The organism is Pseudogemmobacter sp. TB195, assembly GCF_058313095.1.
Genome location: NZ_JBZEGG010000009.1, coordinates 76,563 through 90,164, shown reverse-complemented (window position 1 = coordinate 90,164; position 13,602 = coordinate 76,563). Strand labels below are relative to the sequence as shown.

Genomic DNA, 13,602 nt, shown 5'->3' with positions numbered 1-13,602 from the left:
CGGTCATGGCCGGGTTCAACGGCGCCAAAGCCGCGTTTTTCCACCTGAACGGTGGTGAAGCGCGGCTTTTGACTTATCTGCGCGACGACTTTCCGCATCTGCCCTGGCCGGGCCACTGGGATCTGCCCGGCGGCGGGCGCGAAGGCGAGGAGACCGCCGAGGCCTGTCTGCTGCGCGAGCTTTGGGAGGAATTCGGCCTTACCCTCCCCGCCACGCGACTGCTGCACCGGGCTGAATTTCCGCCCATGACCGGCGGCGCACTGCCGGGGGTCTTTTTCGCAGCAGTGATCACCACAACGGAAATCGCCGCGATCCGCTTCGGCAGCGAAGGCCAGTGCTGGGAGATGATGCGGCTCACCGACTATCTCAGCCACCCCCGCGCCATCCCGGCACTATGCGCGCGGCTGCGCCATGTCGCGCCGCTGTTTGGCATAAGGCCTTAGCAGAGCCGTCAGACGCCAAGCCCGCGCATGAAGCCATGATGCAAGGCAGGTGGTGCTGCGACAACGCCATCGCTTTGCGGCACCCTGCGGTTGAACACCAGATCCGCACCGTGGCGGTCGGTAACCCTGCAGCCCGCCGCCGCCGCGATCAGGCTTCCCGCCGCCGCATCCCATTCCCAGGTCTGGCGCAGCGTCAGCATGGCATCCGCCCGCCCCTCGGCCGCCAGGCAGAGCCGGTAGGCCAGTGACGAGCGGAACACCCGATTCACATCCGGGATGCCGCCCGGCCATTGCTCCGGGTCAAGATTGACGCGGTTGGTCATCACGCTGGCCCCGGTGAGATCCTTGCGCGAAGACGCCCGGATCTCGCGGCCATTGCACAAAGCCGGCCCGCCAAGCCGCGCGCTATAGGTCAGATCGCGGGCCGGCAGATGCACCACCCCCGCCACGACGATCCCGCTCCGTACAAGCGCCAGCGACAGCGCGAATTCCTTTTCTCCGGCGAGAAAGGCACGGGTGCCGTCAATCGGGTCAACGATAAAGACATCCTCATGCCCCAGCCTTTCGAGGTCATCCGGGGTTTCCTCAGAGAGCCAGCCGTAAGAGGGTCGCGCCGCCATCAGCGTCTCGCGCAGGCTGCGGTCAACCGCGAGATCAGCCTCGGAAACCGGGCCGGCATTATCGGGCTTTTCCCAGGCTTCGGGCGCGCGCCGCCAGTAGATCAGCGCAATCGGCCCCGCCGCCCGGGCGGCGCGCTCCAGCAGATCGAGATCTTCGGCATCCCGAGCAGGCCCCAGATCACGCACCGGATCACGCACCGGCAATGGTCATTCCGTCGATCAGGATCGAAGGCACCCGGATCGCCAGATGCGGGCGCGCATCATTGGCCTGGACGATCCGCCGCAGCATGTCGCGCAGATTGCCCGCGATGGTGCATTCATGGACCGGATGCGAGAGGCGGCCCTTCTCGACCCACCAGCCCGACGCCCCGCGCGAGTAATCGCCCGTGGTCGGGTTGATGGTCGAGCCGATCAGCGAGGTGACCAGCAGCCCCGTCCCCATCTGCGCGATCAGATCGTCGCGGCTGGCGGTGCCCGGCGTCAGCTCCAGATTGGTCGTGCCCGGCGAGGGGGGCGCCGAAGGCCCGCGCATCGCATTGGCGGTCGGGCGCAGTTTCAGCCGCCGTGCAGTGGCGAGGTCGAGCACCCAGCTTGTCAGCACCCCATCCGCCACGAAATCCTTTGCCGAGGTCGCCAGCCCTTCGGCGTCAAAAATCCGCGAGGATGATCCGCGTTTGCGCAGCGGGTCTTCGCGCAGGCTGACCCCCGCCGGCAGCACCGGCTGATCCAGCAGATCGCGCGCCCAGGAGGCGCCGCGCGCCACTGCCTCGCCATTGATCGCGCCCAGCAGATGTCCGATCAGCGAAGAGGCGATCCGCTCGTCATACAGAACCGGAAAAGTGCCCGTCGGCGGTTTGACCGCGCCGAGCCGTTGCAGCGCCCGTTCTGCCGCGAGCCTGCCGATCCCGGCGCCATCGGGCAGATCAGTGGCCCAGGGCCGCGCTTCACCGGCGTAATCCCGTTCCATCGCGGTGCCAGAGCCGCAAAAGGCCACGACCGACCGGCTGTGACCGCTGCGCCCGTAGCCACCGGCAAAGCCGTTCGACTGCGCAAGATGCAGGGCGCGGCGCGAAAAGGTGGCCGAGGCTTCGGCCTGGGTGATGCCGTCGGCCTCGAGCGCTGCCGCTTCGAGCCCGCGCGCCGCCACTTCCAGCGCCGCCGCATCCGGGTCGGCACCGCCATCCTCCAGCTCCAGCCACGAGGACTCGCGCAGCTGCGCCAGATCGGCGGGGTCAGCCAGACCGATCGCCGCATCCTCTGGCGCCTCGCGTGCCATCGCAACGGCGCGTTCCGCCAGCGCTGCAATCGTCACTGCGGAAATATCAGAGGCCGACACGCAGGCCTGGCGCTGGCCGATCAGCACCCGAAGCCCGATATCGGTGCCTTCGGCGCGTTCGGCCTGTTCCAGCTGGCCCTGACGGATATCGACCGAAAGCGCCGTGCCGCGCACCGCAAGCGCATCGGCCTGGTCGGCCCCGGCGGCGCGGGCGGCTTTCAGAAGATCATGGGTCAGTTCGGCAAGATCGGGCGCAGACATGCGTTATCCTTTGTGGGGCAAGGCAGAGGTAGTCTGCCCCGCCCCCTGGCGCAAGGGCTGGCCCCGGCGCGGCGGCAGGGCAAACTCCGGCGGTTTCAGCGGATTTTGATCCCGTTGAGGAACAGGCCCTTCTCGCGAAACTCGACCTCGGTATTCAGCGTATCCGGCGCTTCACCGGCGCGCCCCACCATCATAAGTGCTGCCCGTGCGCCCTGGACATCTTCGGCGCTGATCTGACCGGCCTTCGCCATCAGGTCGATCAGCCCATAAGCGCCTGTGGTCAGGATCGAGACACGGCCCGAAGGCAGCGGCAATCCGTCAAAAGTCACCAGATCCGAGAAATCAAAGCCCAGCCCGCCCTGGCCGGTCGAGAGAACCCCAAGGCCCGCGAGTTTCATCTCGTTGATCTTAAAGCTGAACTCGGTAAAGGGCTGACCCGCATCGACCGGCGTCCAGCCGGGTTTCAGCATCGCTGGCTGCACCCCGTAACGGCCGCCCAGATCCAGCGCGAGGGTCAGCGGCTCATGCGGCAGCTCGGTGCCATTGCTGATCAGATGCCACATCTCATCCGACATGGTGATGTCACGCATCACATAGGCCGCCGACCAGTCCTGGGGTTTGGTCAGGCCGTTCAGCCCTGCCTCGAGACCGATCCGGTATTCGCCGATCCCGTAGCTCATGCTGTCCGCCGGGAAATCGGGAATATCGCCGGTCAGCAGGAACTGCGTCCCCTTCAGCACCGTGGAATAGCCGATCTTCGTCGCATCAACCCCAAGCGCGAGATCCAGCGTGGCAAAGCCGATATCCCAGGTCGTCGGCGTGGTCGCGGTTCCGGCGGTGATTTCCGTTACGTCACCGGTGAATTCCGCATCCCCCAGCGAAAGGCTGACCTTGCCGCGCATCCCGGCATCAAGCAGCGCGAGCCAGGCCGCGACCGGGAAATCCCCGCCCGCCATCGCCGCCTCAGCCTCCTGGAGCGCTGGCGAATTGACCGGCATTGCGCCGGAAAAGCCCGCCGAGGATTTCCCCAGCCGGGCCGCCATCTCAGCACTGCCCGAGGCGTTTTTGCCGACCGCAACCCGGGCATTCAGCGTGTCAAAAGATACCGCCGCATCAATCAGCGGCACATCCGTCGCAAGATCCTGCAGATAGCGCAGGACAAAGCTGTCCAGCACGACACTGGCGGTCACCGCGCCTTTTTCGGGCGGGATCGCCGGCACGAACCGGTCAAGTGTCAGCGTCATCGTCGGTGCCGCCGCCTGGAATTCTGCGCGTTCGCCCAGCCCCTGCACCGCAAGGTTCAGATCCGGTGCATCGACGGTGATGAACACCTTCTCTGGCCCGTTCTCTGGCCCGGAGTCCGCCCCGGGCGCATCGGCAGGCGCGTCGGGCAGCTCGAACATCAGCGGGAAGCGGTCGGGAAGGATCACCGCCACCGACCCATCGGCCTGGTTGACCAGCTTCATCACCTCAAGCTGCAACATCCCCGCCTCATCGCCCATATCGAGCCGAAGATCCTGGAGCACGAGCTGGTTGCCCTCGCGGCTTTCGCTGGCGCTGAGCGTGCCGCCCGCCAGAGCGACACCATCCTGCCAGGCCGCCCACAACTCCTGAGCGGTCACGCCCTGGGCCCAGGCCGCCGGCGGAAGGGCGGTCATCACGACCAGGGAACCGGCAAGGGCGGCAGAGTTGCGCAACAAAGAGGACATGTCAGGAGATTCCAAAAGACGAAGAGAGTGTTCCGGAGGACGGGCCCCCGGGCGGCGGAACGGGTTACAAAAGCTGCTGGCCGTTGACGAAGAGGCCCTTGTTGCGGAACTCGATTTCAGTCGTCAGCTGATCGGGGCCCGCGCCCGGGCGGGTGAACATGGCCATCCCCATGCGGATGCCCGTCAGGTCATTGGCGCTGACAATCCCCAGGGCCACCAGCTTGTCGAGAAGCGCTGACACGCCCGCCAGATTGACCGTGATCCTGCCATCGGGTGCCGGAAAGCCCTGGAAGGTCGTGGTATCGGTATTGTCGAAGCTCAGCGCGCCCGCGGCGTCAAGCTGCGCGCCAAGCAGCTTTGCCAGCCCCTGTTTCAGGTCGATCTGGTCGATGCGGGCCGGCGACACGCTGGCGGAAGGATCCGCCGTCAGGTCCGGCGCGAAGATATCCTGCAACCAGGCCCCCTTGCCGGTCAGGTCCACGATCAGCGTCGCCGGGTCGCGCGACAGTTGCGAGGTGGGATCCGCGAAACCCCAGACGTTATCCGAGACCGTCACATCGACGAGACGGGTCAGAAAGCTGAAATCGCGGGACAGCCCGTCATGCGCAAGCGGCATCCCCATCCGCAGCGTCACCTCGGCAAAAGCCCCGCCCAGACCCGTCATATCAAAGGAGGGTGCCTCCATCCGGACATCGCCGCCCAACAGCGAAAACCCGTAATCAAAGCGCGCCGCATCGAAAAGCACGCCCAGATCGCCGCCCTCGAGTTTTGCGGTAAAGCTTCCTTTGCCTTCAGGGGTATCGTCGAACTGCGCCGTCAGCGCTCCGAATTCAATCCTGCTGTCAAAGGCCAGCCCCCCGGACAAAGCCGTCCTGATATCGACCAGCTTATCGGCAGGCAGCAAGGCACCGCTGAAGGTTGATTTCAGGCTTGCAAGGGTGGCTGTGCCTGTGAACCCGGCAGTGCCCTCTTCCGCCTCTTTCCCCGAGACGGTCAGCACCATCGGCCCCAGAACCATTTCAGACCTGACCCTGGCCGCCCCGCCGGTCTGTTGCACCAGCTGATAGGTGCCGGACATCTGTTCACCAGTCAGCAGCGCCTGAACATCGTGCAGATTGACGGCTTCATCGCGCAATTCGGTCAGCTTCGCCTCGAACCCGGCGATGGTATAATCATAGGTGATCGCATCCACCGTGCCCGACGCGATCGTTTCGGCCCCGGTCTGGCGGATCTCGGCCGTAAGAACCGGGCCGTCTGCCGCGCTGTCTTTCACCATATATTCAACGCGGATCACATCTGACATGGTCACCGCAACGGTGCCGTCACTGCGCCCGGTCAGGGTCAGCCGGTCAGCCTGCATCTGTACATGTGCAAGCCCCCCGGGATCGCCCGCGCGGGTCTCGAGGCCGGTGATCACCAGCGCATCGCCCTCACGGGCCTCAGAGGTGGCGGTGACAGACCCGCCCCCCACCGCGACGCTGGCTTTCCAGCTGTCCCAGACCTCTTCGGGGGTCAGCGCCCAGGCCGCCTGAGACGGAAGAACAAGCGCCAGCACAGTTGCCGCAGAAATAGTCCAGCGCTTCATCCTCAACCCCGATGTGGAAAATCACTGCCATATCGTCGGTCCTGGCCCGGGGCGCGTCAAGTGGAGGTTGACATAGCTTGACTGCGATTCGATTGACATTTTCGACAGTCAGGCAAAGCAGACAGCCAGGGATAAGCGTGATGATTGCAACCGAAGACCAGGGCGCGCTGCGGATCATCCGCCTGAGCCGCGCCGACAAGGCCAATGCACTGACCCGTGAGATGCTGGACGCCGTGGCGCTGGCCGCAGAAACCGCCTGGGCGGCGGGTGTGAAAGCCCTCGTCCTGACCGGCGAGGGGCGGGTCTTTTCTGCCGGTGCCGATCTTGAGGCGATGGGCCAGGGGCTGGGGCGTGATCCGGCCTGGGAGCGGGCTTCGGGCGCGATTGCCGCCTTCCCCGGCCTGTCAGTTGCGGCGCTGAACGGCACGCTGGCGGGCGGCGCCTTTGGCATTACGCTGGCCTGTGATCTGCGCATTGCCGTGCCTGGGGCGAATTTCTTCTACCCGGTGATGCGGCTTGGCCATCTGCCGCAGCCCTCAGACCCCGGGCGCCTGATCGCGCTGATCGGCCCGGCCCGGGCGCGGATGATCCTGATGGCCGGGGCGAAAATCGGCGCGGAAGAGGCGCTGTCCTGGGGGCTGATCGACCGCATCACCCCGGCGGAACACCTGATGGAGACAGCCGCTGACCTTGCGAAAGACGCGCTTGCCGCACCGGCCAGCCATCTTGAGACCATCACCCGTATGACGCGCTGAAAAGGCTCACCGCCCCTCGGCCCGATCGGTCACCTCAGACGGATAGGGCACGCTGGTGATCTCGCCAAGGATCGCCAGCGCCCCGGTGATCAGAGCCCGGATGCCGTCACGGTGTTCGGGATCGATCCCTTCCGCGCCCTCGGCCCCGGAGCTGCCAGGCTGCAGCCGGTCAGACTGAAGGCGCCCAGACTGAAGGCGCTCAGCCGGAGAGCCACGCGCGGGCAGAACCGTATCGGCCACCGCCACGCAGTGAAAAGCGATGGTCAGCATCAGCCAGCGCGCCTGGGCAAAGCTCAGCCCGCGCGACCCGGCCAGCTCCTCCTGATGCGCCACGATCTTTTCTGTCATCTCGCGCGTGATCATATCGCCCCGCAAAAGCCAGGGCGCGATTCCGGGATGGGCCTCGACCAGGCCCCAGATCGAGGTCGCGAAATCCCAAAGCCATGAGGCCAGCGGCACCTCGGGACCCGGGCGTGGAAATTCCCATCGCAGAAAGGCGGCCTCGGCCACAAGGCTGCGCAGATCCGCAAGGCCCCGCACATGTTTATACAGCCCCATATGGCTGACCCCGAGCCGCGCTGCGACCCCCACGACCGTCAGATCATTCAACCCGATGGCGATGCCGGCATCGGCGATCCTGTCGCGGGTGATGGTTGCCGGTCGGCCCCTGGCGGGCGGGGACGGGCTGAGACTCATGGCTTTCCCTTTTGCAGCGGATCGGGCTTCCGGCTGTGCTGAAGCTTTGAAAGCGTAACGCATAATCATAATTTATCCAATATATTCTATAGCTTGTCGCAAGGTGTCGCGAGAAGTTGACGGTTTTGGTCAATTAGATTATAGGGCTGCAACCAGTTTTAGTTTAGCATCATGCAACTAAATCCCGCAGGGACAATGATCATGAACCAGCCTGACCCGCATTCTGACGTGCATTCCCGGTCCATCGGGCGCTTCGTCCCCCTTTCTCCGCTCCACCGCCGGGGCAGCAGATCGTTGCTGCTGACGTCGATGCTGGCCGGGTTCGCGCTTTTGCCGGTCTCTGGCCTGCCTGCCGCCGCCCAGGCCGTGACCGAAGACGAAGAGGCCGCAAAGCAAGACGGCGCAGTCGCGCTTGGCACCATCATCCTGCAAGGCGGCGGCACGCCGGCGCCCTATGCCGGAGGTCAGGTGGCCACCGGCAGCGCGGTGGGCCTTCTGGGCAATAAGGACGTGCTCGATACGCCTTACAGCACGGTCGCCTATACCGAAGACTTTGTGCAGAACCGCGAGGCCCAGGATGTCGGCGCGGTGATTGGCGCGACCGACCCTTCGGTCTATGTCCCCAACAAACGCAATATTTTCGAGACCTATACGATCCGGGGTTTTTCCGGATCGGCCGATGATCTGACCTTCGGCGGGCTGATCGGCATGGCCCCGAATATGCGCGGCACGACCGAGATGGCCGAGCGGGTGGAAGTGCTGAAAGGTCCTTCGACCTTCCTTTATGGCATGCCCCCGGGCGGCAGTGTCGGCGGCGCGGTGGCGTTGCAACCCAAACGCGCGGGTGATGAGCCCCTGACCCGCCTCACCTCGACCTACAGCTCTGACAGCCTTTACGGCATTCATGCCGATATCGGCCGCCGCTTTGGCGCGAATAAGGAATGGGGCGTAAGGGTCAATGCGGTCTCGCGCGATGGCGACACGGCTGTCGATGGCGAGAAGCACGGGATGAATATGGGCGCGCTCGCGCTGGACTGGCGTGGCGACCGCGCCCGGGTCTCGCTGGATTATTACAATATCCGCGAGAAGATGCGGGGCATCAACTATTTCGGCGTCTCGGCCGGGGCCGCCGTCACCGTGCTGCCCGAGCCGCGCGACGGGTCGAACACCCTCGCCGCGCCCTGGTCGTTCAACACCAATTCGACCGAGACCGTCCTGCTGCGCAGCGAGATCGATCTGACGGACAGCATCACCGCCTGGGCAGCCTATGGCCATAAATCGGGCGGCTATGACGCGCTGATCACCTCGAGCCAGATCACCAGCAATGCCGGCGCGCTTTCGGTCAGCGGTGTGCGGTCGCAACGCCAGGGCAGCCAGGATTCCGGCGAGGCCGGGATCCGCGGCAGCTTTGTCACCGGATCGGTCGGCCATGACTGGGTCGTGACCGCAACCAGCTACGATTCCTCGAACACATTCAAGGATCGGCGTTTCGCGGTCAGTTCGGTCACCAATATCCAGAACCCCGACTGGGGTCCCGCGCCGGATCTGACCGCCTATAATGCCAGCGGCCCGACATCGATCATGGATCTGAAGCTGACCAGCCTCGGCCTGTCGGATACGCTGAAATTCATGGATGACCGGCTGCAGGTGACGCTGGGTCTGCGCTATCAGACGGTGAAAAGCGCAAGCACCGCGATCAGCGCCACGGGCGTCCATACTCCGGGTGCACGCTACGATTCCAGCAAGACCTCGCCCGCCATCGCCTTTGTCTGGAAGGCCAGCGAGCAGCTGTCTTTCTACGGCAATTATATCGAGGGCCTGAGCGCCGGTCAGGCCGCGCCTGCCACCGCCGTGAATGCGGGCGAGGTGCTGCCGCCCTACCAGACCAGACAGGTTGAGATCGGCGCGAAATGGGATCTGGGCCGCCTGACCACCACAGTCGCACTGTTCCAGATCGAAAAGCCCAGCGCCTATCTTGATCCGGTGACACTGGTCTATGGCACTTTTGGCGAGCAGCGCAATCGCGGGATCGAGCTGAATGCGTTTGGCGAGGTCCAGGACGGGCTGCGGCTCATCGGTGGGGTATCCTACACCGATGCCAAGGTGACGAAGGCCAGCACCGCGGCCACCACCGGCAAGACTGCGGCGGGCACGCCTGCGGTCATGGCCAAGCTCGGGGTGGAATATGACCTGCCGTCGCTTCCCGGCCTGGCGCTGAACGCCAATGTGAACCATACCGGCAAGCGATATGCCAATAATACCAACACGCTGTCGCTGCCGTCGTTCACAGTGCTCGATATCGGCGCGCGCTATGAGACCGAAGTCCGTGGCAACCCGCTGACGCTGCGCGCCACGGTGCAAAACGTCACAAACGAGGCCTATTGGGCCGGCGGCAGCCTCGCGGGCGGCTATGGCGCGCCGCGCACGGTGCTGCTGTCGGCGTCGGTCGATTTCTGACCGGACCTTCGCTGACCAGTCCCCCCGCAACCGCCTCCGGGCAGTGCGGGGGGCTTTCCATTCCGTTCCCGCATCGGCCTGACCAGATGACGCGCCTTGCGCTGCCCCTGATATTCCTTGCGCTCTGCCTCGCCTCAATCCTGACCGGGGTGAGCCGCATGAGCCTGGCCTCCCTCTGGTCGTTCGAGACCGGGGCCTGGCTTACCCTGACGGCAAGCCGGTTGCCGCGTCTTGCGGCGGTGGTGCTCAGCGGCGCCGGGCTGGCGGTTTGTGGCATCATCCTGCAGCAGATCCTCAGAAACCGCTTTGTCGAACCCGCCACCACCGGCGGGCTGGAGGCGGCGAAACTCGGGATCCTCGTCGCGATCACCCTGGCGCCGGGGCTGGGTCAGGTCAGCCGCATGGTGCTGGCGATGATGTTCTGCCTGGCCGCGAGCCTGATCTTCGTCGCGATCATCAGCCGCATCCGGTTTCGCGACACGGTTTTCGTGCCGGTTGCCGGCCTGATCTACGGCGCCGTGCTGGGGGCCATAGCCGAATTCTACGCCTGGTCGCATAACATCCTGCAAGACATGCAGGGCTGGATGCTGGGCGATTTCTCGCGGATCGTGCAGGGCAATTACGAGATCATCTGGCTGATCCTGCCGGTCGTCGTGGTGACCTATGCCTTTGCCCGCCGCTTCACCCTGCTGGGGATGGGCGAGGAAACGGCGACCAGCCTCGGGCTCAGCTATGGCACCATCGTGGCGCTTGGCCTTTTGCTGGTTTCAGCCACGGTGGCGGCGACGGTGATCGCGGCCGGGACCATTCCCTTTGTCGGACTGGTGATCCCGAACCTTGTGCGGCTGACCCATGGCGACAATCTCGCGCGGACCCTGCCGCTTGTCGCAACCGGCGGCGCCACATTGCTGCTGGCCTGCGACCTGATCGGGCGCGTGGTGATCTGGCCCTATGAGGTGCCGGTCGGGCTGACCGTCGGTGGGATCGGCGGGCTGATCTTCCTTGCGCTGATCCTGCGGAGGGGGAGATGAGCCGCCCCCTTGCGATCACCGCCGCGCTGATTGCTTTGGCCACGGTCTATGTGCTGACCGGATCTGGTATGGATTTCGGCTATGTCATCCCGCGCCGCCTGATCAAACTTGCCGCGATGGTGACCGGCGGCGTCGCGGTTGCGCTGGCCTCGATCACCTTCCAGACCCTTGCCGGCAACCGCATCCTGACCCCCGCCGTCATGGGCTATGAGGCGGTCTGCCTGATGATGCAGGCGCTGCTGGTTCTGATCCTCGGCACCGGAAGCCTGATACTCTGGGGCGGTCAGGGGTCGATCCTGATCACGCTGGCGGCCATGCTGGCCTGGTCTTTCCTGCTGCATCACTGGCTGTTTCGCCGCGCGCGGGGCGATATCTGGTTCCTGATGCTGGTGGGGATCGTGCTGACCATGGTGATTTCCACCTTCACCCAGTTCATCCAGCTGCGGATCAGCCCGGGCGAGTTCGCGGTCTTCCAGGGCTTTGCCCAGGTCTCGTTCGAAAGGGTCGAGACCACGCGTCTGATCATCTCTGCCCTCGCCCTGACCCTGGTCGCGGCGCTGATCTGGCGGCGCGTGCCGGTGCTGGATGTGATGGCGCTTGGCCGCGACCAGGCGATCTCACTGGGCGTCGACCACGCGCGCGAGACCCGCCATCTTCTGGCGCTGATCGCGGTCCTGGTGGCAGTATCCGTCAGCCTGATCGGCCCCACCGCGTTCATTGGGATCTTCGTTGCCAATGCCGCCCGCGCCATGGCGCGCGGTCCCGGCCACCGCCAGACGCTGCCTGTTGGAGCGGCCGTGGCCATCGGGCTTTTCCTGCTGGCCGAGCTGGCAGCAGCCCAGGTCTTCGACCACCGCACCACGGTCGGCATCCTGATCAACCTCACCTGCGGCGCCTGGTTCCTGCTGTTGATGCTGCGCCGCCGGAGCTTTGCATGACCCCGGACACCGCCATGATCACCACCACTGACCTCTCGATGAAACATGGCAGCCGCCTTGTGCTGTCAGGCCTGACGACAGCTTTCCCCCAGGGACGGCTGAGTGCGATCATCGGCCCGAACGGCGCCGGGAAGTCGACGCTTCTGATGCTGATGGCCCGCCTCGCGAACCCTTCCAGCGGCAGGGTCACCGTCGCGGGGCAGGATATCGCCACGATCCCACCTGCAGCTTTCGCCCGCCAGGTCGCGACCCTGCGCCAGTCGCCCGGCGTCGATCTGCGCCTGACGGTCGGGGATCTGGTCGCCTTTGGCCGCTTTCCCTATAGCCGGGGCCGCCTTGATGCCGCCGACCGCCGCGCGATAGACGAGGCCATTGCACGGCTCGCGCTCGACCCGTTGCGCGACACGCTGATCGACGAGCTGAGCGGCGGCCAGCGCCAGATGGCTTTTCTCGCCATGACCATCGCCCAGGACACGCCCTGCCTTTTGCTCGACGAGCCGCTGAACAATCTCGATATCCGTCATGCCGCCGGCATCATGCGCGCGCTGCGTGACCTTTGCGCGGATCGTGGTCGCAGCGTGATCGCGGTGATCCATGACATCAATTTCGCCGCCAACAGCGCCGACCATATCCTCGCCTTGAAATCCGGGCGGCTGCATTCCGCAGGCCCGGTCGATCAGGTCATCACCGAGGCCAATCTGCAAGACCTCTACGGTCTCGATTTCCGGATCCTGCCACGACCACAGGGGCGGATCTGCGACTATTTCACCCCGAAAGGAGAACCGGCATGACCCGTTCCAATCCGCTCAGCCGCTGGCTTGTCCTGCTGGCGGCCAGCTGCCTGCTTGCGCCCTCCGCCGCGCCCGCCGAAACCAAACCGCAGCAGGTTCTGCCGGTGACGATTGAGCACGCGCTTGGAACCACCGTGATTGAGAGCCGCCCCGGACGTGTGGTGGCGCTGGATATGAACGAGCTGGATTTCCTCGACCGGCTTGACGTGCCGGTTGTTGGCACCGCCAAGGATTTCGTGCCGCATTTCCTGGCGAAGTACCGCGATGACCCTGCGGTGGCCGATGTGGGCATGATCGTGCAGCCCAATGTCGAAAAGGTCCATGCCCTGCACCCCGACCTGATCCTGATGACCTCGCTCCAGGCCGCGCATTACCCCGAGATGAGCAGCTTTGCCCCGGTGATCCATTATGATGTCGATTACCGCGACAGCAGCTCGGGCCATATCCAGGTGGTCGAGGACCATTTCCTGACACTGGCACGGATCTTTGGCAAAGAGGATCTGGCGAAGGATGAGATCGCCGCGCTGGAAGCCAGGATCGCTGCGCTTCGCGGCCTGACCGAAGGCCGACCGGAGCGCGCATTGCTGGTCTTGCATAACAATGGCGGCTTTTCGGCCTTTGGACTGAAATCGCGCTATGGCTTTGTTTTCGATGCCTTTGGGGTAAAGGCGGCCAATGAGGCGGCCGAGACCGGGCTGCATGGCCAGCCCGTCACCAGCGAATTCATTCAGGCCACCAATCCCGACATTATCTATGTGATCGACCGCACCGCCGTGATGGAACACCGCCCGGTGCTGGATGCCGCCACCATCGAAAACCCGCTTTTGCGCGAGACCGCGGCCTGGAAGGCGGGCAAGGTGATCTTTGTCGACCCCGAGGCCTGGTATACCACGGCGGCCAGCATCACCCCGCTTGAGATCATCATCGACGATATCCGCAAGGGCTATGAGTAACGGCCAGCCCCGCGCAGACCGCACCCGGGCGCGCGTGGTCCTTGCCATACCTGCCCCGGGCTGCGAAACCCCTGACGTCGCTTTCCC

General features: G+C 64.9%; 12 protein-coding genes. 7 read left to right on the top strand and 5 right to left on the bottom strand.

Translation table 11 applies throughout. The annotated features are described in order from the left end of the window. The first annotated feature begins 5 nt into the window (after positions 1–5). Entirely contained in the window at positions 6–443 is a 438-nt protein-coding gene (locus tag AC4FS3_RS11010) for an NUDIX domain-containing protein (RefSeq protein ID WP_491020597.1), read from the top strand. Between the two features lie 8 nt (positions 444–451). Here the strand turns inward: AC4FS3_RS11010 and AC4FS3_RS11005 are convergent, their stop codons facing one another. The 4 genes from AC4FS3_RS11005 to AC4FS3_RS10990 form a co-directional block, all read right to left on the bottom strand. Next, the gene (locus tag AC4FS3_RS11005; protein ID WP_491020596.1) at positions 452–1,267 is read right to left on the bottom strand and encodes a 3'(2'),5'-bisphosphate nucleotidase CysQ; all 816 of its coding nucleotides are present in this window, start codon (positions 1,265–1,267) and stop codon (positions 452–454) included. Beyond that, a complete protein-coding gene (locus AC4FS3_RS11000; protein WP_491020595.1) occupies positions 1,254–2,600 on the bottom strand; it encodes a TldD/PmbA family protein in 1,347 nt (448 codons plus the stop codon). The genes AC4FS3_RS11005 and AC4FS3_RS11000 overlap by 14 nt, the downstream gene beginning before the upstream one ends. Before the next feature lie 95 nt (positions 2,601–2,695). Next, positions 2,696–4,309, bottom strand: a complete 1,614-nt coding sequence (locus tag AC4FS3_RS10995) for a DUF2125 domain-containing protein (RefSeq protein ID WP_491020594.1) — start codon at positions 4,307–4,309, stop codon at positions 2,696–2,698. 64 nt (positions 4,310–4,373) lie between these two features. Beyond that, positions 4,374–5,894, bottom strand: a complete 1,521-nt coding sequence (locus AC4FS3_RS10990) for a hypothetical protein (RefSeq protein WP_491020593.1) — start codon at positions 5,892–5,894, stop codon at positions 4,374–4,376. Between the two features lie 140 nt (positions 5,895–6,034). On the opposite strand from AC4FS3_RS10990, the gene AC4FS3_RS10985 reads away from it, so the two are divergent. Then, positions 6,035–6,649 (top strand): enoyl-CoA hydratase/isomerase family protein, encoded by a 615-nt coding sequence (locus AC4FS3_RS10985; RefSeq protein WP_491020592.1) that lies wholly within the window; start codon positions 6,035–6,037, stop codon positions 6,647–6,649. A 6-nt stretch (positions 6,650–6,655) separates the two neighbouring features. Here AC4FS3_RS10985 and AC4FS3_RS10980 read toward each other — a convergent pair whose 3' ends face one another. Then, the gene (locus tag AC4FS3_RS10980) at positions 6,656–7,345 is read right to left on the bottom strand and encodes a TetR/AcrR family transcriptional regulator (protein WP_491020591.1); all 690 of its coding nucleotides are present in this window, start codon (positions 7,343–7,345) and stop codon (positions 6,656–6,658) included. A 201-nt stretch (positions 7,346–7,546) separates the two neighbouring features. Between AC4FS3_RS10980 and AC4FS3_RS10975 the strand changes: the two genes are divergently transcribed. The 5 genes from AC4FS3_RS10975 (at position 7,547) to AC4FS3_RS10955 (ending at position 13,515) form a co-directional block, all read left to right on the top strand. Continuing rightward, positions 7,547–9,802: a TonB-dependent receptor gene (locus AC4FS3_RS10975; protein ID WP_491020590.1), complete on the top strand. Its 2,256-nt coding sequence runs from the start codon at positions 7,547–7,549 to the stop codon at positions 9,800–9,802. Between the two features lie 86 nt (positions 9,803–9,888). Continuing rightward, a complete protein-coding gene (locus tag AC4FS3_RS10970) occupies positions 9,889–10,833 on the top strand; it encodes an ABC transporter permease (protein WP_491020589.1) in 945 nt (314 codons plus the stop codon). Beyond that, the gene (locus tag AC4FS3_RS10965; protein WP_491020588.1) at positions 10,830–11,771 is read left to right on the top strand and encodes an iron chelate uptake ABC transporter family permease subunit; all 942 of its coding nucleotides are present in this window, start codon (positions 10,830–10,832) and stop codon (positions 11,769–11,771) included. The genes AC4FS3_RS10970 and AC4FS3_RS10965 overlap by 4 nt, the downstream gene beginning before the upstream one ends. Then, a complete protein-coding gene (locus tag AC4FS3_RS10960; RefSeq protein ID WP_491020587.1) occupies positions 11,768–12,562 on the top strand; it encodes an iron ABC transporter ATP-binding protein in 795 nt (264 codons plus the stop codon). The genes AC4FS3_RS10965 and AC4FS3_RS10960 overlap by 4 nt, the downstream gene beginning before the upstream one ends. Beyond that, positions 12,559–13,515 carry a siderophore ABC transporter substrate-binding protein gene (locus tag AC4FS3_RS10955; protein WP_491020586.1) on the top strand — a complete coding sequence of 319 codons (957 nt, stop codon included), beginning with the start codon at positions 12,559–12,561 and terminating at the stop codon, positions 13,513–13,515. Before AC4FS3_RS10960 ends, AC4FS3_RS10955 begins: the two co-directional genes overlap by 4 nt. Positions 13,516–13,602 lie beyond the last annotated feature (87 nt).